This window comes from Actinoplanes lutulentus (assembly GCF_003259845.1).
GTDB classification, from domain to species: Bacteria; Actinomycetota; Actinomycetes; order Mycobacteriales; family Micromonosporaceae; genus Actinoplanes; species Actinoplanes lutulentus.
Window position 1 is genome coordinate 26,584 of record NZ_QLMJ01000034.1, and the last position, 16,889, is coordinate 43,472.

At 69.0% G+C, this 16,889-nt stretch carries 19 protein-coding genes and 1 pseudogene; 11 read left to right on the forward strand and 9 right to left on the reverse strand.

Going from position 1 to position 16,889, the window contains the following annotated elements; all coding sequences use genetic code 11:
* Positions 1-90 precede the first annotated feature (90 nt).
* Complete coding sequence (locus B0I29_RS44210; RefSeq protein ID WP_245973219.1) at positions 91-549, forward strand: nitroreductase/quinone reductase family protein; 459 nt, start codon at positions 91-93, stop codon at positions 547-549.
* Between the two features lie 16 nt (positions 550-565).
* Here B0I29_RS44210 and B0I29_RS44215 read toward each other — a convergent pair whose 3' ends face one another.
* Positions 566-1,576: a hypothetical protein gene (locus B0I29_RS44215; protein WP_111655168.1), complete on the reverse strand. Its 1,011-nt coding sequence runs from the start codon at positions 1,574-1,576 to the stop codon at positions 566-568.
* A 134-nt stretch (positions 1,577-1,710) separates the two neighbouring features.
* On the opposite strand from B0I29_RS44215, the gene B0I29_RS47680 reads away from it, so the two are divergent.
* The 5 genes from B0I29_RS47680 to B0I29_RS44240 all read left to right on the forward strand — a co-directional run bounded on the left by B0I29_RS47680 (position 1,711) and on the right by B0I29_RS44240 (position 7,584).
* Entirely contained in the window at positions 1,711-1,845 is a 135-nt protein-coding gene (locus B0I29_RS47680; RefSeq protein WP_260329856.1) for a hypothetical protein, read from the forward strand.
* Between the two features lie 233 nt (positions 1,846-2,078).
* Positions 2,079-2,771 (forward strand): hypothetical protein, encoded by a 693-nt coding sequence (locus B0I29_RS44225; protein WP_111655169.1) that lies wholly within the window; start codon positions 2,079-2,081, stop codon positions 2,769-2,771.
* 8 nt (positions 2,772-2,779) lie between these two features.
* Entirely contained in the window at positions 2,780-4,132 is a 1,353-nt protein-coding gene (locus B0I29_RS44230; protein ID WP_181558309.1) for a copper amine oxidase, read from the forward strand.
* 58 nt (positions 4,133-4,190) lie between these two features.
* Positions 4,191-4,790, forward strand: coding sequence for a DUF305 domain-containing protein (locus tag B0I29_RS44235; protein ID WP_181558311.1), 600 nt, complete (start codon positions 4,191-4,193; stop codon positions 4,788-4,790).
* Positions 4,791-4,863: 73 nt separating this feature from the next.
* On the forward strand, positions 4,864-7,584 hold the full coding sequence (locus B0I29_RS44240) for an AAA family ATPase (RefSeq protein WP_111655171.1): 2,721 nt from the start codon (positions 4,864-4,866) through the stop codon (positions 7,582-7,584).
* 26 nt (positions 7,585-7,610) lie between these two features.
* On the opposite strand, the gene B0I29_RS44245 is transcribed toward B0I29_RS44240, so the two are convergent.
* From B0I29_RS44245 to B0I29_RS44265, 5 genes are all read right to left on the reverse strand, one after another.
* Positions 7,611-8,132, reverse strand: coding sequence for a class I SAM-dependent methyltransferase (locus B0I29_RS44245; protein WP_111655172.1), 522 nt, complete (start codon positions 8,130-8,132; stop codon positions 7,611-7,613).
* 89 nt (positions 8,133-8,221) lie between these two features.
* Positions 8,222-8,530 carry a hypothetical protein gene (locus B0I29_RS44250; protein ID WP_111655173.1) on the reverse strand — a complete coding sequence of 103 codons (309 nt, stop codon included), beginning with the start codon at positions 8,528-8,530 and terminating at the stop codon, positions 8,222-8,224.
* Positions 8,531-8,750: 220 nt separating this feature from the next.
* Positions 8,751-9,293, reverse strand: coding sequence for a MarR family winged helix-turn-helix transcriptional regulator (locus tag B0I29_RS44255; RefSeq protein ID WP_111655174.1), 543 nt, complete (start codon positions 9,291-9,293; stop codon positions 8,751-8,753).
* A gap of 104 nt (positions 9,294-9,397) precedes the next feature.
* Positions 9,398-10,096: an alpha/beta fold hydrolase gene (locus B0I29_RS44260; protein WP_111655175.1), complete on the reverse strand. Its 699-nt coding sequence runs from the start codon at positions 10,094-10,096 to the stop codon at positions 9,398-9,400.
* A gap of 273 nt (positions 10,097-10,369) precedes the next feature.
* Positions 10,370-10,882: a MarR family winged helix-turn-helix transcriptional regulator gene (locus B0I29_RS44265; protein WP_111655176.1), complete on the reverse strand. Its 513-nt coding sequence runs from the start codon at positions 10,880-10,882 to the stop codon at positions 10,370-10,372.
* Positions 10,883-10,968: 86 nt separating this feature from the next.
* On the opposite strand from B0I29_RS44265, the gene B0I29_RS44270 reads away from it, so the two are divergent.
* The 3 genes from B0I29_RS44270 to B0I29_RS44280 all read left to right on the forward strand — a co-directional run bounded on the left by B0I29_RS44270 (position 10,969) and on the right by B0I29_RS44280 (position 13,132).
* Positions 10,969-11,559, forward strand: a complete 591-nt coding sequence (locus tag B0I29_RS44270) for an NADPH-dependent FMN reductase (protein WP_111655189.1) — start codon at positions 10,969-10,971, stop codon at positions 11,557-11,559.
* 137 nt (positions 11,560-11,696) lie between these two features.
* Complete coding sequence (locus B0I29_RS44275; protein ID WP_111655177.1) at positions 11,697-12,236, forward strand: cupin domain-containing protein; 540 nt, start codon at positions 11,697-11,699, stop codon at positions 12,234-12,236.
* A 50-nt stretch (positions 12,237-12,286) separates the two neighbouring features.
* Positions 12,287-13,132 (forward strand): alpha/beta fold hydrolase, encoded by an 846-nt coding sequence (locus B0I29_RS44280; RefSeq protein WP_181558313.1) that lies wholly within the window; start codon positions 12,287-12,289, stop codon positions 13,130-13,132.
* A gap of 9 nt (positions 13,133-13,141) precedes the next feature.
* On the opposite strand, the gene B0I29_RS44285 is transcribed toward B0I29_RS44280, so the two are convergent.
* Complete coding sequence (locus B0I29_RS44285) at positions 13,142-13,465, reverse strand: MGMT family protein (RefSeq protein WP_111655179.1); 324 nt, start codon at positions 13,463-13,465, stop codon at positions 13,142-13,144.
* An 87-nt stretch (positions 13,466-13,552) separates the two neighbouring features.
* Complete coding sequence (locus B0I29_RS44290) at positions 13,553-13,876, reverse strand: nuclear transport factor 2 family protein (protein ID WP_111655180.1); 324 nt, start codon at positions 13,874-13,876, stop codon at positions 13,553-13,555.
* 35 nt (positions 13,877-13,911) lie between these two features.
* On the opposite strand from B0I29_RS44290, the pseudogene B0I29_RS47340 reads away from it, so the two are divergent.
* Positions 13,912-14,685 (forward strand): annotated as a pseudogene (locus B0I29_RS47340) (SDR family oxidoreductase).
* Positions 14,686-14,867: 182 nt separating this feature from the next.
* Positions 14,868-15,329, forward strand: coding sequence for a MarR family winged helix-turn-helix transcriptional regulator (locus B0I29_RS46250; protein ID WP_181558314.1), 462 nt, complete (start codon positions 14,868-14,870; stop codon positions 15,327-15,329).
* 109 nt (positions 15,330-15,438) lie between these two features.
* Here the strand turns inward: B0I29_RS46250 and B0I29_RS46255 are convergent, their stop codons facing one another.
* Entirely contained in the window at positions 15,439-16,482 is a 1,044-nt protein-coding gene (locus B0I29_RS46255; RefSeq protein ID WP_181558316.1) for a hypothetical protein, read from the reverse strand.
* Positions 16,483-16,889 lie beyond the last annotated feature (407 nt).

Consider the following 16,889-nt stretch of genomic DNA (forward strand, 5'->3'; position numbering starts at 1 on the left):
CGCCCGCGCCGGCCGCGCCTTCGCTCATCTATGGTGACGGCCGTGCGGGCGTCTGGTGGCGCCGCACCGAGACCGGAGGTGGGCTGGCCCGTGTGGAGACGAATGTGGCGAGCGGTCGGCGCGTGGCCGGGTTTCACCCCGCTGGCACGCCGGACAGTGACGCTCGACAGGTGGCTGGGAAAGGTCACCCGGGGCCGGGTCGTCGCGCTGGGTATGGCGCCTGGGCTGATCCTCACCACGACCGGCCGGCGCAGCGGCCTGCCGCGCAGCAACCCGTTGCAGTACGTCGGTGACGGTCAGACCTTCGTCGTGATCGCCTCGAACTGGGGCGGAGACACCGATCCAGCGTGGTCCTGGAATCTGCGCGCGGACCCTGCGGCCACCGTGACGGTCGACGGCCGTGAGGTTCCGGTCCTGGCCCGCGAGGCCGAGGGCGACGAGCGGCAGCGGCTCTGGGACGCGTTCGTGCGGCAGTGGCCGGGATACGAGGGGTACCGCACCCGCGCGCCGCACCGGAAGCTGCGTATCTTCCGGTTGACGCCACGGTAGGAAAGCCGGCTGGGCGTCAGCGCCAGGCCATGCCAAGCAGGCCGAAAATCCCGCGCCGGTTCGCCGGGCTGGTCACCGCGAGCAGCCGGTCCACGACTGCCGGGCCGGACCAGCCCAGCGCCTGCGCCCGGGCCTGGCGGAACGCGGCCACCGCGCTGTCGCGATAGATCCACGGATACTCCGAGCAGTACGGACCGGCGGCCCGGAACATCGCCGCCGCCGATTCACGGTCGCGCATCAGGTCGAATGCGAGCGCGAATGTGTTCACCGCTCGGACCCAGCCGATGTCACGCCGGAACTCCGGGTGCAGGACCGACCGTTCGGCGGCCGCGGTGATGGCAGCGCGTACCTCGGGCCGCCGGAAGTAGTGGTCGCTGTTCTCCAGCCATCCCTCGAGATGGGCCTCGACCACCAGCGTCGCGGTGTGCGTGCCCTCGGGGGCGGCCAGCATCGCCTCCCGGGCGAACGCGTGCACCGCAGCCCACGACCCGCCCCACTTCGGGCTCAGCTGCTGCACCATCTGACTCTGCGCGACGTAGTGGTGCGGTTCGATCTCGGCGATCCGGGCGTACCGTGACCGGGCCTCGGGGAGGCCCATCTCCAGGCCGCGGGCGGTGAGCAGCGAAGCCGACCACAGCGCCGGATCGGCAGGGTGCCGGTCAAGGGCAGCACGAAGCAATTTCTCGGCCTCGAAAAGCCTGGCGTGGAAGCGCGCGAACCGGCGCCGGCCGACGTGTCGGGCGCGGGCACCGGTACGGATCCGCCAGGCGCCCGCGATCATGAGATAGCCGAGCGTCGCGGCCGCCGTGCTGTCGTCCGGGTCGTCGGCGACCACGCCGGTCAGGAGAGCGCCGGCTCGCCTGGTGCTGTCGACGCAGCGAATGATCGTGGTCCGGTCACCCGGCGAGGCCTGGTCCAGCACGGCTCGGCAGGCCTGCCAGTCACCGGCACGCAGGGCCGCCCGGACCGCGGCGACCTCGGGATAGGCGGCGTCCGGTTTCACCCGGACCAGGAATCGATCACTCATGAGCGGGGAGCTTAAATGATCATCGTTGAACGAGGCACGGTTGTGCCCCTCACTGTGCCTCCGAGTGACCCGGCGTCGCGCGTGGGCCTGGCCGGCTTGACCTGAAGCCCGCTTCAGGTCACAGGATGGATCGCATGACGGTGAGCACCGAGGCTCGGCAGGCCGAACGAGCACGCGTCCTCGGCGAGATCGTCCCCGGTTTGGCCTGGGCGGGGAGTCTGGAGAGCTGGCTGGCCGGCAGTCCGCTGGCCGAGATAGTCCTCGACTGAGGCGTTCCACCCGCTGAAGGTTCCCCAAGGATTCGGTGGCACGAATGGGGGAGATAAGTACGATGGCCAATAAATTAAATACTCTGGCCTGCTCGTATGCGAATCTTTCGATGACCAGGTAATTCCTGAGTATTACGATTGTTGCTTCGACGATTGTCGCCGTTCTCTTAACGTGAATATCACTTCCCGTCCGTGAGGGTTCCCTGCGGACCGCGACGGGAGGGAACAGAAGAGTGACTCGATTCAGACAATGGGCCTGGGGGCTCGGCATCGCGACGACCTCGGCGGTGACCGCGTTCGGGGTCGCCGCATGGCAGGCGAACGCCGCGCCGACGGCGCCGACCCCGACGGTGGCGGCCGAGCAGCCGCGCGTCACCGACCCCAGCCCGCTTCCCGAGGCCGCCACCGGCCGGGGGAGTGATGCGCTGACCAGCGGTGAGGTTGCGACGGCCCGGGCCGTGGCGCTCACCCCGCAGCTGGCCGCAGAGGCCGAGGACGTGACCGGGAAGGCCGGGCCGGAGTACCTGTCGGCCGAAGTGGACCCGGAGGCCGGTGGCCGGCAGGCCGAGCTGTACTTCTACGACTACAAGACGGAGAAGCTCGTCAAGCAGGTCGTCGACCTGAAGACGGGCAAGCTCGCCAAGTCCTTCGCCGCCACCGGGATGCAGCCGCCGGCGTCCGAACAGGAGACGAAGACCGCGCTGGAGCTGCTGGTCGCCGACCCGCTCGGCCAGTCTCTGGCCGGGATGGACGGGCTGGTGCCGACCGCGCACATCTACACGGCGAAGCCCGCCGACCAGGGCGCGAGCCAGTGCGGCAAGAGCCGTTGTGTGCAGCTCATCGTGCAGACCGAGGACGGGGAGTTCCTCAGCGTCAGCGAATTCGTCGTCGACCTCTCCGGGCGCACGGTCGCCCGCCTCAAGTGAGGGCCAGCATGTCGTACCGAAAATTGGTGGGCGCGACCGCGCTGCTGACCGTGGCCCTGCTGGGCGCTGCCGTGCCGGCCGGCGCTCAGGCCGCGCCGGCGCTGCCCTGCAGTGCCGCCTCGACGGTCAAGGAGAAGCTGCCGAACGGCACCACCTGGCAACTCTGCTGGCGGATCCACGACAAGGCCGGACTGATGCTGGAGAAGGTCTTCGTCTCCACCAAACTGAACCCGCAGCCGGTGCAGGTCCTCGACTCGATCCGGCTCGCCCAGTTGCACGTGCCGTACGACACCGGCGACATGGAGTTCGACGACCTGACCGATCTGGGCATGGGCGGCTACTTCCTGGAGACGCTCGACGGCGATGACTGCCAGGGCGGTTCGGCCCGGGTCGGCTCGGACGGGTCGGGGGATCCGCAGCTGCGCAAGGTGCTCTGTGTCAGCGCCGAGCCCTCCGGCCTGGCCTATCGGGGGCGTGAGCAGAACTGGGACGAGAACGGGGAGACCAGCGTCCTCTCCTCCAAGCAGGGGCACGATCTGGTGCTGCGCACCATCAGCAAGCTTTCCTGGTACGAGTACGTGACCGAGTTCCGGCTGCACGACGACGGACAGATCTCGGCCCGTCTCGGCGCGACCGGTGACCTGGCGCCGGAGACGGAGGCGGACGCCGCCCGGGGCTGGCCGATCGGCAAGGGCGCGGACTACAAGGCGACGATGCATTACCACAACGCGTTCTGGCGGGTGGACTTCAACCTCGACGGCAAGGGCGGCGAGCGGGTCGACCAGTACGACACCACGCTCGACGGCCGCGGCGAGATGACCGCCAAGCTGAAGACCACGCGGACCGCGATCGCCAAGGAGGGCACGTTCTCCAAGGTGAACCAGCGGTGGTGGCGGGTGACCAGCCAGTCCAGCAAGAACACCGACGGGCACCCGCGGTCGTACGAACTGGTCACCGGTGGCGACGACCGTTACGAGGGTCACCCGGAGACCAAACCGGACGTCACCTTCAGCCAGAAGAACCCGTGCGACAAGTACGCGAGCGGCAACGCCTCCGACCCGGAGTGCCCGGTGGACAACCGGACCGTCCTCGACTTCGTCAAGGACAAGGAGAAGATGACCGACCCGGTCATGTGGGTCCGGGTGGGCTTCCACCACGTGCCGCGTGATGAGGACCAGAGCCCGATGCCGATGCACTGGCAGGGCTTCGACCTGGTGCCGCGGGACTTCACCGCGATGAATCAGCTGACCCCGGACGAGCGGGCGGGCGAGAACGGCAACCCGCAGCCGGAGCCTTCGGATGAACCGTCCGAGCCCGTGCCCTCGAGCGCACAGCCCGTGCCCTCGGGCGCCGGCGGCTGAACCGCGGCCGGCCCGGTCGAAGGGCCGGGCCGGCCGCTCTCTCCGGAGGGAGTCTTCGATGATTCGCCGTCTCGCCGCGGTGCTCAGCCTCGCGGCCACCGGCCTGACCGTCTTCCTGCTGCGTGACACCGGTACCGCCGAACCGGTGGTGCGGACGGAGGCGGCGGCGCCCACCGCCGTCGACGAGCACTACGCGCGGATGATGGTGGCGCATCACGAGCAGGCGGTCGGGATGAGCCGCACGCTGATCGACAAGGGCGCTGTTCCGGAACGGATCCGCCTGATCGCCGAGTTCATCGAGCGCGACCAGCAACGCGAGATCGACGTGACGAACGAGTGGCTGATCGCCTGGGGCCGGCCGGCGACCGGCCCATTGGAAGCGGGCCCGATGGAGGCCGAGGCGGACCACGGCATGCTGACCGCCGCCCAGCTGGGCGAGTTGGACCGGGCCGGTGTTCAGACAGCGCCGGACGTCTTCCTGCGGCTGATGATCGAACACCATCGGGGCGCCATCACGATGTCCCGGTCGTTGCTCGATGCCGGCGGCGGTAACACGTACATCCGCGGCATGGCCAAACATGTGATCAATGAGCAGACCGCGGAGAACGACGCGATGACCGCCCTGCTGGTGAAGGAGCCGTCGCCATCCGGGAGCTGATCCCAGAACCTGCGGTTGAGGTGGTCCGGCCCCCGCCTTGACACCGGTTTGCACGCAGCGTGCAATACATCGCATGGGGACAAGCGTCGCGAAGGAGCTGTTCGGACGCGAGGAGGAACTGGCGCATCTGCGCCTTTTCCTGGAGTCGATACGCCGCGACGGTGGTGTCCGCATGGTCCGCGGCGAGCCCGGCGTCGGTAAATCAGCCCTGCTGGACGCGGCGGCGGATCTGGCCGTCGCCGAAGGTGTGCGGGTGTTGCGCGCGAACGGCGCCGAGTTCGAGGCGGATGTCAGCTACTCACTGCTCAACCAGCTGCTGCTGCCGTTGTTCACGGACGTGCAGCGACTGCCGCCGGCACTGCGCGACGCCCTCATCGTCGCCCTCGGTTTCGGCCCCGGCCCGGCGCCCGCCGCCCTGCTCGTGTGCAATGCCACTCTGCTGTTGCTCACCACCGCCGCCAGGACGAAGCCCACCCTGCTCGTCGTCGACGACGTCCAGTGGATCGACCGGCCCAGTGCCGTCGTTCTCGGCTTCGTCGCTCGGCGCGTACCGGGAACGCCCGTCGGCGTCATCGCCGCCTCCCGCACCGGCACGGAGAGTTTCCTCGACCGCCACGGTCTGGCCGAGGTCACTGTCGAACCCCTGAGCGACGAGGCCGCCGCCCGGCTCGTGGACGCACGCTTCCCCGCCATGATCGGGCGCAGGCGGCAGCGCCTGCTCGAGCTCGCCCAGGGCAACCCACTGGCGTTGGTGGAACTGCCGGACAGCCTCACCGACTCCGCCCAGCCGACCGACGTGGTGCCGCTCAGCGATCGGCTGCAGGCGATATTCGCCACCCGCCTCGCCGATCTGGCCGAGCCCACCCGCCTGATGCTGCTGCTCGCCACGTTCGAAGGAAGCGGTGACCTGCGCACCCTGCGTGGCATGACCGATCTGGCCCACCTGGCCCCGGCCGAACGAGCCCAGCTCGTACGCGTCGACGACGCCGACGGGCGCATCGTCTTCCGCCACCCGCTGATCCAGTCGGCGATCGTCGCGATGTCCACCCACGAGGAGCGGCGGCTGGCCCATCAGGCCATCGCCGCCGCGCTGCCGGGCGATCCGGAACGCCGCGCCTGGCACCTCGTGGCGGCCACCGCCGGCCCCGACGAGGCCGTCGCCCTGCAGCTCGAAGAGGCCGCGCACGTGGTGTTGCGCCGCGGCGACGCCCTGGCCGCCGTCGCCGCGCTCGTACGTGCCGCCGAGATGAGCGGCACGCCCGAGGACACCGCGCGGCGGCTGGCGCAGGCCGCTTACACCGGAGTGGAAGCCGGCGTGGCCGGCGACGCCACCACGTTGCTGGCCGATGCGCGGGGGATGAGCCAGGACCCGGCCGGAGCGCTGCTCGCCGCCAACGCGGCCGCGCTGCTGATGATCAACGGTGACGGCGACGTGCCCACCGCCCACCGACTGCTCGCCGGCGCCATCGAGGTGGGCGCACACGGCTGGCACGCCGACAACCCGGCCCTCGACGAGGCCATGCACACCCTGCTGCTGTTGTCCTGGTTCGCCGGCAGCGCGGACCACTGGGCCGTCTTCCACCGGAACCTGGCCCGGCTCACCCCGGCGCCGCCCGACATCCTGTCGGTCATGAGCCGGACCTTCCCCGACCCGGTACGCACCGGAGCCGCGGCCCAACCCGACCTCGAGGCGCTGATCGCCGCCCTGCCCGACGAAAAAGACCTGACGCGGATCGTGCGGACGGGCACCGCCGCGGCGCAGCTCAACCGGCTGGGCGAGATCCGGGAGCATTCCTGGCGGCTCGTGCGTCAGGGACGCGAAGGCGGCGCGCCCCAATGGCAGCTGAGCGGGCTGATGCACCTGTGCGAGGACGACTACCTCACCGGACGCTGGGACGAGGTCGAAGAACTAGCCGGTGAAGGCGAGCGGGTCGCCGCCGCCAGTGGGCTTCCCTTTCTGCGGTGGTACTTCCTGCTCAACCAGGCCGTCATCGCGGCCGGCCGGGGCCGGTTCAGCGAGGCGTACGATCTGGCCGACGAGATCACCCGCTGGGCGACACCGCGCGGCGTCGCGAGTTGGCTGTCCATCGCGAACCTTCCCCGCACGCTGGCCGCCATGGCCGAGGGCGACTTCGAGGCCGCCTACCGGTACGCGACGGCCATCAGCCCGGCCGGGGTGCTGGCGCCGTATGTGCCGATTGCCACGTGGGTGATGGCGGATCTGGTCGAAGCCGCCCTGCGTACCGGCCGTACGGCCGAGGCCCGGGCTCACGCCGAGGCCATGCGCGCGGCGGACGTGGCTGCCTTGTCCACCCGGATGCGGTTGGTTCAGCACGGCGTCGACGCGCTCGTGCTCGGCGACGAGGCCGGCGACCGGCTCGAGCAGACGCTGACCGACAGCGCCTCCGAACGGTGGCTGTTCGAGTCCTCACGCATACGGCTGGCGTTCGCTGAGAAGTTGCGCCGGGGCAAAGAACTCGACCGCGCCCGTACCCATCTGCTCGCCGCCCGTACCGGTTTCGCCGCGATGGGGGCCGAACCGTGGCTGGCCCGCACCATTGGTGAACTGCGCGCCACCGGTGACCGGTCTGCTGTCACCGAGCAACCGCCGCCCGCCCTCACCGCCCAGGAACTCGAGATCGCCGGCCTGGCCGCCGCCGGCCTGACCAACAAACAGATCGCGGAGCGCCTCCATCTGTCCCACCGCACGGTGGGTGCCCATCTTTACCGCGTCTTCCCCAAACTGGGCGTCTCGTCACGTGCCGGGCTGAGGGACGCCCTCAACGAGGCCTGAGCCCGCCGCTTCGCGGCACGGATCTCTCACGCGGGAGTCCACGAGCGCGGGCGCCTGCCTGTCACGGTTGTGCGGGCGCCGGTCAGAGCCGTGGTGACGTGCGAGAAACGCGCTTCGCGGAGGGTGCTCGCCGTTCTGGTGGTGATCGCTTCCACCGCCACCCGGGTCGGACGTTCGGCGAAGATGTGGAAGACACCACCAGGCACGAGCAGCCGGCCGATCCGGTCGAGCAGCCCGGGCGGCGTACCCATCCAGAACAGACTTACATTGACCGCGAACACCGTGTCGAAGGAGCCGTCTGCGAGGTCCGCCGCTGTGATGTCGAGTTGCCGGACCTCGGCGCGGCCGGCCCGGATGTGAGCGGCGTTGCGCTGTCGAGCCAGCCGTACCGCGCCGGCCGCTCGGTCGATGGCAAGCAGGTGACCGGTGGTGAGGCGTTCGGCGACCCGGGCGGCAGTGGCGCCGCTGCCGCAACCGATCTCCAGCAGCCGGTCGGTGGGCCCGACGGTGAGAGTGACCGTCCGAGTCAGCAGTGCGTTCGTACCCATGGAATTCCTTCGTGAAAGCTGGCCGCGCCCGCCAGTCTGGCGGGAGTTCGGCGACGCGGCCAGTGATCTGCCGGAGTCGGCGGGCCTGTTCAGGCGGCCGCCGGCGTCGTGCGTCCCATGAGCTCATCGACGGTCGCGGTGCCGAGCTCGGCCTGAACGGCCGGGCGCACGACGGTTCCGTACAGCTCGATCGTCTTGAGGACCTCTCGTTGCGGTACGGCGCCGGTGTCGATGTGAATGTAGGAGCGCACCTGACCCCAGTGCTCATGCATGAGCAGGATGCGCTCGATGATCTCGTCGGGTGAGCCGATCAGTAGCCCGCCCTGTGCTCCGCTGTCCTGGTCGTAACGGTCGCGGGTGGGTGGCAGGAAGCCGCGCTGCTTACCGACGACCTTCATGAACTGGTGCCAGTGCGGCCAGAAGGTGTCGCGGGCCGCCGGATACCGCGTGCTCGCGGCAGGTTCAGGAGGAGACCTCCAGCGAGCACCTGCGCGACGCGTTGCCGGGGGCTCGTCTCGTGGAGGGACGGGCGGGTGCTGGAGCCGGGAGGGCCAATCTTCGGGGATTGTCCTCACCGCCGAGGCGCTCGCGGCGCGTGTCCGGCGTGCGGAGCGGCTGCTAACGCGGTGCGGAGTCCAGCGCGGGGTCGGCCAGCGCGTCCATCACGGCCAGGCAGGGATCGAGAGCGGGTTGATCGTTGTGGAGGGAGGTGGCGAGCTGCGCGGCGTTGTCGACGAACACCCGGCGCAGCGGAGCAGGAACGTTGCCGAACACCGCGTCCTCGGCCGCCCGGACCTTGGCCTCCAGCTCCGTCAGCTTCGTCGCGCCGCTCGCGGTGATCGCGATGCGCCGGACGCGACGATCGGCCGGGTCGGTCCTCCGCTCCACCAGGCCCGCCCCCTCAAGCGCGTCGATGACATAGGGCATGACGGTCTTGTCGATCTGAAGGTGCTTGGCGAGCCCGCTCTGGGTGGGCGGGTCGTTGTGCCCGACGACGGAGAGGATCTGATACCCGCGGGTCCCGTGCGGCATCCCCTGGACGGCCTGCTCGACCCGCTCGTGCCAGCTGCGCAGGATGACGCCGAGATGCCAGCCCAGGTCGGAGCCGGGGATGCCCACCGTGGGGGAGTTCCTGCCCGCATCCGAGTCGCGCACGCCCATCGGGCAAGGGTACGCCGACCCGATGTCACCGAGCGCGCTCGGCGACCGCGTCGCCCGCGGGCCGGCACACCTGAGGTGAGCCGGCCCGCGTGGGATCAGCGGGGTCAGGCGGCCTTCTGCGCGGCTGTGGCGATGACGTCGGCGACGGTGTCGGCCTGGGTCATGAACAGGGCGTGGCTACCGGGCACGTTGGTGATGTCGGCGCCGATGCGCTTGGCCATGTGCTGCAGCATGGCCTGGTCGAAGGCCTTGTCCTCGGTGGCGATGACGGCCCAGGTGGGCTTGTCGTGCCAGGCGGCGTTCTTGACCGCGGTGCCGAAGACGGACATGTTGATCGGTACCTGGGAGTCGCGCAGGAACGCGGCGTCGGCGGTGCTGGCGTCGGCGGCGAACCCGGCCTGGAACTTGTCGCGGTTGATGAACCCGTAACCGTCCTCGGCCACGTCGATGACGAAGTCGGGGGTGGCGGCGAAGCCTTCGTACTGCTGGGCGGTGGTCTCGCCGGCGTCGGGGGCGAGGGCGGAGACGTACACCAGCCCGGCGACGCGAGGGTGGGTGCCGGCTTCGGTGATGACGGTGCCGCCCCAGGAGTGTCCGACCAGGATGGCCGGGCCGTCCTGCTGGTCGAGGATGCGGGTGGTCGCGGCGACGTCGGCTTCCAGGGAGGTGAGCGGGTTCTGCACGATCGAGACCCGGAAGCCGCGTGCGGTCAGCCTTTCCCACACGCCGCGCCAGCCGGAGCCGTCGGCGAACGCGCCGTGGACCAGGACGATGTTCTTGATCTCTGAACCGGTGGTGCTCATCAGGCACGCCCTTTCGGTGCCGCGCCGGTGTTACCCGGAGCGGGTCGATGGAGTTGTCGGGCCGGAACCCTCTCCTGGCGGATCGGTGTCCCGGCTGACTCCAGGCTGCTCCCTGACGACGCGGTGGGAATCAGTCATTCGTCAGTCGATGCGGCGTGCTGCGGGCCACCGGCGGGACCCGCGCGGCCCGGGCCGGCTCGCGCCGCGGCGGCCCTGAATCCGGAGAAGAGCCGCCGGCGTCATGCCGTACCTAGGTCATTTGACGGATGAGTGTCACTCCGTGGGGCGCAGTGACTTGCGGATCGTCGGCGCCAGCGGCAGGTCCGTCATGCTGAGCGCGGCGACGATGCGGTCGGCCGCTTTCTGGAGCTCGTGGAGGGCGGTGGCGTCGAGGCCGTCGAAGACGAGCTTGCGTACGGTCGCCACGTGGCCCGGCGCGGCCGAGGTGACCTGGTGCTGGCCCTGCTCGGTCAGCACGGCGTTGGTGCAGCGGGCGTCGTCGGGGTCAGGGCGGCGCAGCACCAGGCCGCGCTTCTCCAGACGGGCGACCATGTGCGAGACGCGCGACAACTCGATGCCGATGAGGGCCGCGAGGTCGCTGAGCCGAAGCGTGTGGTCGGGGTGCTCGTAGAGGCCGGCCAGGGCGAGGTACTCCAGGTGGCTGAACCCGGCATCGCGCTGCAACTGGACATCCAGCGCCGCGGGGAGCACGACGACGGCCGCATGCAGCGCGCGCCACGCGCGCATCTCGTCCGGGGTCAGCCAGATCGGCTCATCGGTCGTCATCGCGTCGAGTCTAGCGTCACATGAAGATTCACGTATCTGCCTGCTACGTTAATGCATGAAAATTCATGCAAACGAAGGAGCAGGTCATGTCCGCCCTGAAGATTGCCGTGGTCCTCGGCAGCACTCGCCCCGGCCGCAAAGGCGCCGTCGTCGCCGACTGGGTGCTCGCCCAGAGCGCCGGGCGCACCGCCGCCCGGTACGAGCTGCTCGACCTCGCCGACTACCCGCTACCGCACCTGGACGAGCCGGTCGGGGCGAAGGTCGGGCCCGACCTCTACTCCAAGGACCACACCAAGGCGTGGGCCGGGAAGGTCGCCGAGTACGACGGCTTCGTGTTCGTCACCCCGGAGTACAACCACTCCACCTCCGGGGTCCTCAAGAACGCGATCGACTTCCTCTACCAGGAGTGGACGAACAAGGCTGCCGGGCTGGTCAGCTACGGCGCGGTGGGCGGGGCCCGGGCCATCGAGCACCTGCGCGGGGTGCTGAGCGAGCTGCAGATGGCGCACGTGCAGCAGCAGTTGAGCTTCTCCCTGTACACCGACTTCGAAAACTTCTCCGATTTCGCGCCGGCTGAGATGCACGCCGGTGCGGCCCAGGTGATGTTCGACCAGCTCGAGAGCTGGGCCGGCGCGCTGCGCGACGTACGGGAATCGGCCCTTGCCCCGGCCGCCTGATCGGGCGACGCGGCGGTCCTGAACCTTGTGGTCCCAGCGGCGTCTGCATCAGCAGAGCCGCGGGGCGACGGGCGACTGACCGTTGCCGGGCCGGCCGAGTGCAATGCGCGTCGACAACAACCAAGGTGGTGAGTGGCATGGCCCAGCAGGTGCCTGTGCCGGACAAGGACGACCCGATCTGGACGGCCGCGAGAGGTTTCGTGGTGCGCAAGGACGAGGGGCCGCTGAAGTTCGTCAACGGCGGGAACGAGCGCGTCAAGGTCAAGGTGACCAGCGAGCAGACCGATGGCCGGCTCGCCCTCCTGGGAATCGACGTGACGCCCGGGTTCGGCAACAACGCGCACGCGCACGGGAATGAGGACGAGGCCTTCTACATCGCCTCCGGCGACTTCCGTTTCATCAACGGATCCACGACCTTCGACGCCGGTGCGGGCGACTTCGTGTACATCCCCCGAGGTACCCGTCACGGGTTCAAGAACATCGGCTCGGAGATGGGCACGTTGATGGTCTTCTACACGCCGGCCGGGGCCGAGCAGTTCTTCCTCGATTACGGCGACGATCCCGACCCGGCCGGCGCCGCGCCGCCGGAATGGACGCCGGAGCGGCTCGCGGCGATGGGGGAGGCCTTGGAGGCCCACCGGATAATCATGTTGCAGAAGAACGACGATTGGACCTGATCGAGACGACGGCGTCCGGCTGCTCACCCTGGGCGGCCGGTTCGCGTTCGATGAGAATCCTCGACGAAACCCAGGCCTTCGCGGCGGCCACGCGAGCGGCGCGGGCGGTCATCGAAACCGAGACACCCGAAGCCGGAATTCGACCGCAGTCACGCAGCCGGCTGCTCAGCCACGGAGCGCGGACCTCACGGGCGGTGCTGCTGTTGCATGGGTACACCCGTGGGCCCGAACAGATGGATGACCTGGCCCGCGACTTCTACGAGCGCGGCTACAACGTGTGGATCCCGCGAGGGCCGGGCCACGGCACGACCGACCCGCACGCTCACCGCCGGATCACGGCGGAAGAACTCATCGCGTACGCGGCCGAGGCGCTGGACGTGGTGACCGGGCTCGGCGACGAGCCCGGTGTCGTCGGCATCTCGGCCGGGGCGATCCTGGCCACCTGGCTGGCCCAGCAGCGTGGCGATGCCGTACGCCGTCTGCTGTTGCTCTCGCCGTTCTTCGCCCCGGCCCGGCGGCAGGCTCCCGCTTCAGTGGTGCGCCTACTCGTTCTTCTGTACGGGCGTGGCCTGCTTCCCGACCGTGTCACCTCGCGCGGGTATTCGCTCGCCACGGTCAGCCGGTACCTGGCCATCGCGCGTGACCTGCCGTCGCCCCGGCGGTCCGGCCTGCGCTCGATCGCCGTGGCGATCAGCTCGCTGGATGACGTCGTCGACACGGTCGCGGCGACTGCCGTTCCGGGTCGGATCAGCGAAGCCGCGGGCATCCCGTTACACATCCGCGTGCTTCCGGCGTCACTCGGTCTCGGCCACGACACCCTTGCCCTCGCCGGGCGGCCGGACGCCGACGAGCTCCGGGAGCAGTACATCCACCTGTACGAGGGCGATCTGCCGTAGGAGGTGTGCTTACGGCAGCGTCTGCAGCCTGCGGACGGATGCTTGAGCAAGGTCGACCCGGACGTCGTTGCTGTGGTCCAGCATCGGGGTGGCTTCTTCGACGAACTTGGCGCGGGCGGCGAGAGCTGCGTCTTTATAAGGTCGCCCTTCAGCGTTGACGACCCGCCACCAGGGGATGTCGTGCCCACCGTTGTGCAGGATTCGCCCGACCATGCGGGCTCCGGTGCCGGTCGTCCGTGCGATGTCACCGTAGGTCATCACTCGTCCGCCCGGAATGGACCGCACGACCTCCAGGACCCGTTCTCGTACAGTTTCATGAGCTTCGCTCCGCATTCCTCGCGTTCGGCCCGAGTTTGAAGGTCTTGGGTCTGCTCCTGCCTTTTTGGCCGGGGCAGCGGAGCTACCCCGGCCGGCTGTCGGTCAGGCCGCGGCGATGGTGAGGTCGGTGACGAGGTCGTCCTTTGTCGCGAAGGTGAACGCGAAGTTCAGAGGTCCGCCAGGGAAGTCACCGTCCGAGGAGGCCACGAGCCTGTCGCCGTCGAAAGACGTCGGCGTGATCACGACCTTCGGCGCGATCAGGTGGCTCTGGAACCAGCCACGGATATCGGCTTCGGCGACGTAGGTCTTTCCGTCGTCACGGATGGTGGCACCGTCGGCAAAGACCGCGAACAGCGCTTCGCTGTCGTGCGCGTTGTTAGCCGCGACGAAGTTCTCGACAGCCTTGGGCAGGTTGACAACACTCATTGTTTCCCTTTCGACTCTGCGGTATCAGGGCGTATGTGCGCGACCGGCTGGACGGTCGCCGAGCACTGGTCACAGGCGGGTCGAAGGGCTCGGGCAAGGCGGTGGCCGAACGACTCCGGGAACTGGGTGCGGACGTCTATGTGACGGCACGCTCGATGCCCGAGGGGTACGAGTTCCCCGACCGCTTCATCGCGGCCGATACGTCCACGATCGAGGGTTCGGCCGCTGTCGCTGCGAGGCTGACCGAGGCCGGCGGTGTGGACATCCTCGTTCACGTCGTGGGAGGCGCCTCGACGCCCGCCGGCGGCTTCGCGGTGATCACCGATGAGCAGTGGCTGATCGAGATGAACCTGAACTTCCTCGGCGCGGTTCGACTCGACCGCGCTCTCCTGCCGGGGATGATCAAATCCGGATCAGGCGTCGTGCTCCACTTCACGTCGATCCAGCGTGAGCTACCGCTCTATGACGCGTCCCTCGCGTACGCGGCTGCGAAGGCGGCTCTTCGCACCTACAGCAAGGGTCTCGCGAACTAGCTCGGGCCGCGTGGTGTGCGAGTCAACGCGATCAGTCCCGGCGGGATCGAGACCGAGGCGTACGAGCGATTCGTCGACCGGATCGCCGAGGGCAACAACATCACCCGGGATGAAGCCAAGAAGAGCGTGATGGACTCCCTCGGCGGCGTGCCTCTCGGCCGGTTCGCGAACACGGAAGAGATCGCCGATCTCGTAGCCTTCCTGGTATCCGACCGGGCTTCGGCCATCGTGGGTGCCGAGTACGTCATCGACGGTGGCACCGTCCCGACGGTCTGAGCCCACCGCCAGGGCGATGTCGGCGATTGTTCACGCGAACGCGCCACATCTTTCTCACATCCGCTTCTGGGCGCTTCGGGGTTAGGTTTTCTCCAACACTTCCTGTCACTGGGCCATCGTGGCGCGGTGCCCTCTGCCGCAACATATTGCATATCTCAGCTGGACGAGGATGAGGAGAACGCATGAGCTCCGGAGCCAACCCGCTGGCATTGGAGAAGCAGGTCGGCTACGCGCTGTCCCTGGCAAGCCGCGCCGTCGTGGCGGTCTACCGGCCGTTGCTGACGGCGGTGGGTCTCACCCACGCGCAATACCTGGTCATGCTGGCGCTGTGGCAGCACGGCCCGATGTCCGTACGACGCCTGGGTCGCCTGCTGCAGCACGACTCCGGCACCTTGTCGCCGCTGCTCCAGCGGCTCGAGGCTCTCGGATTCGTACGCCGCGACCGCGACCCGGCCGATCAGCGTGGCGTCACCGTGACGGTCACCGCGGAGGGCTACGTGTTGCGGTCACGCGTTGAGTCCATCCCCTCGGCCGTCCAGGACCGCCTCGGCATGCCGGTTGAGGAGATCGAACACCTGCATGCCGTCCTGGGCGACGTGGTGGCCGTCGCGCGATCAGCGGCGTCGGAAGAGACGCCACGCTGAAGGTGGCACTCACTGCGCGCCACTGAATCCACAGTGAACTCGGCGGTGGGGATCGCGTCGAACAGCTTGGATGATGGTCCCTGCCCCCCGTCAGGGGCCGTCATCCGCCTCAGGCCTCGGACTCCCAGACGTACGAGATCTGAGCGAACAGCGGGTCGAGGTGCACGTCCGTCGTGGCGGTGCCATCGCGCCACCGCGTCAGGCGGGACTCGATCTCGGCCCGCGCGCCGGTCTGCGAGTCGACGTAGAAGTGCAGCGTCCGTACGCGGTCGTAGGTCTGGTACGCGATCAGCGCGCCGTCGGCACCGGCCGCGGCGGTCAGCTCGTCGGAGAACCAGCGCAGCGCGTCGAGTGACTCGTCGATCGGGAGCCTGCCCTCGTCGTAGCTCTGATACGGCAGTTGGATCCGCACGTGCATGTCGAACCGGGGCCAGCGCTCCGGGCGTACCGGAGCCGCGCTGGTGACCTGGGCGGGTAAGCCGTCCCACGCACCGGACCGCACCTCCCAGTAGTCGAGGCTTTCGGCCAGCGCGTTGACGGCTTCCCGGAGCTCGGCCGCAGTACGTGGGCCGGCGGGCTCGACAATGCTCCACGCGACCTCGTCGATCCAGATCACCGCGTCATCCTCGCCGACGGCCCACTCGACCGCGTGGTGGGCGAAGTTCACCCGGAGATCGTCGGAGAGGCCCGTGAACGCGGGATGATGGCAGACCACATCGATCTTGCGACGCTCCTGGCTCACCGTGACGCCGAACCGGGCATCGGTCAGATCCAGCACATGCCCGTCGATATGCCGGGCGGATTCCAGCGCCAACGGATCAGCAATGACCCGGACGGATCGGTAGGACCAGGTCTCGTCGGCCGGCGGAGCGGCGGCCAGCCACCGCTCGGCGACCGGACGGGCACCCTCCGGCCAGCGGGGTGTGACGGCCAGCGCGTGCGCGGAGGTGCTGCTCCGTCGTACCTCCCACTCCAGGTCGGGATGGATCGCCAGCAGCCTGCGCCCGATCTCCTCGCCGAGCTCGCCGACGGTGCCGGCGCTGACCGCTTCCGCCACCTCGTCGCGCGCGGTGGCCCACCACTGCCAGAACTCGGGAATGGTCTCGGCCTCCGGCCGCGCTTTCGGCCGCGCTTTCCTCCGGAACAGGTTCATGGCCGCGGAGTTTAGGACTTGCGACGGATGCGATCCGAGCCGGAAACGACAGAATCACCGGCGTGAACTTTGCCGGCCGCCATTCGTCTGTACGGACGCCGCTCCGCCCGAGTCGCGTATCTGTCGAATGACTTAACGGGGCAAGGCCGAATGTCGGTCACCGCGCCGTGCCGCCCCGCCGGGGAAGACCCGGGAAAGCCCGGACAGCGGGCGAACCGCGTTCCGAATCTCGTTCCGGCCGCAGGCGAATGACTGATTCGGGCGGGTGGCCCGGGAGCTGATCGTAGTTCCCAGCACCGCACCGCATTCAGTTTCGAAGGAGCGAATCGTGAAGCCCACCATTGTTCTCATCCATGGCGCGTTCGCCGAGTCGGCGAGTTGGAACGGCGTGGTCAGCCGGTTGCAGG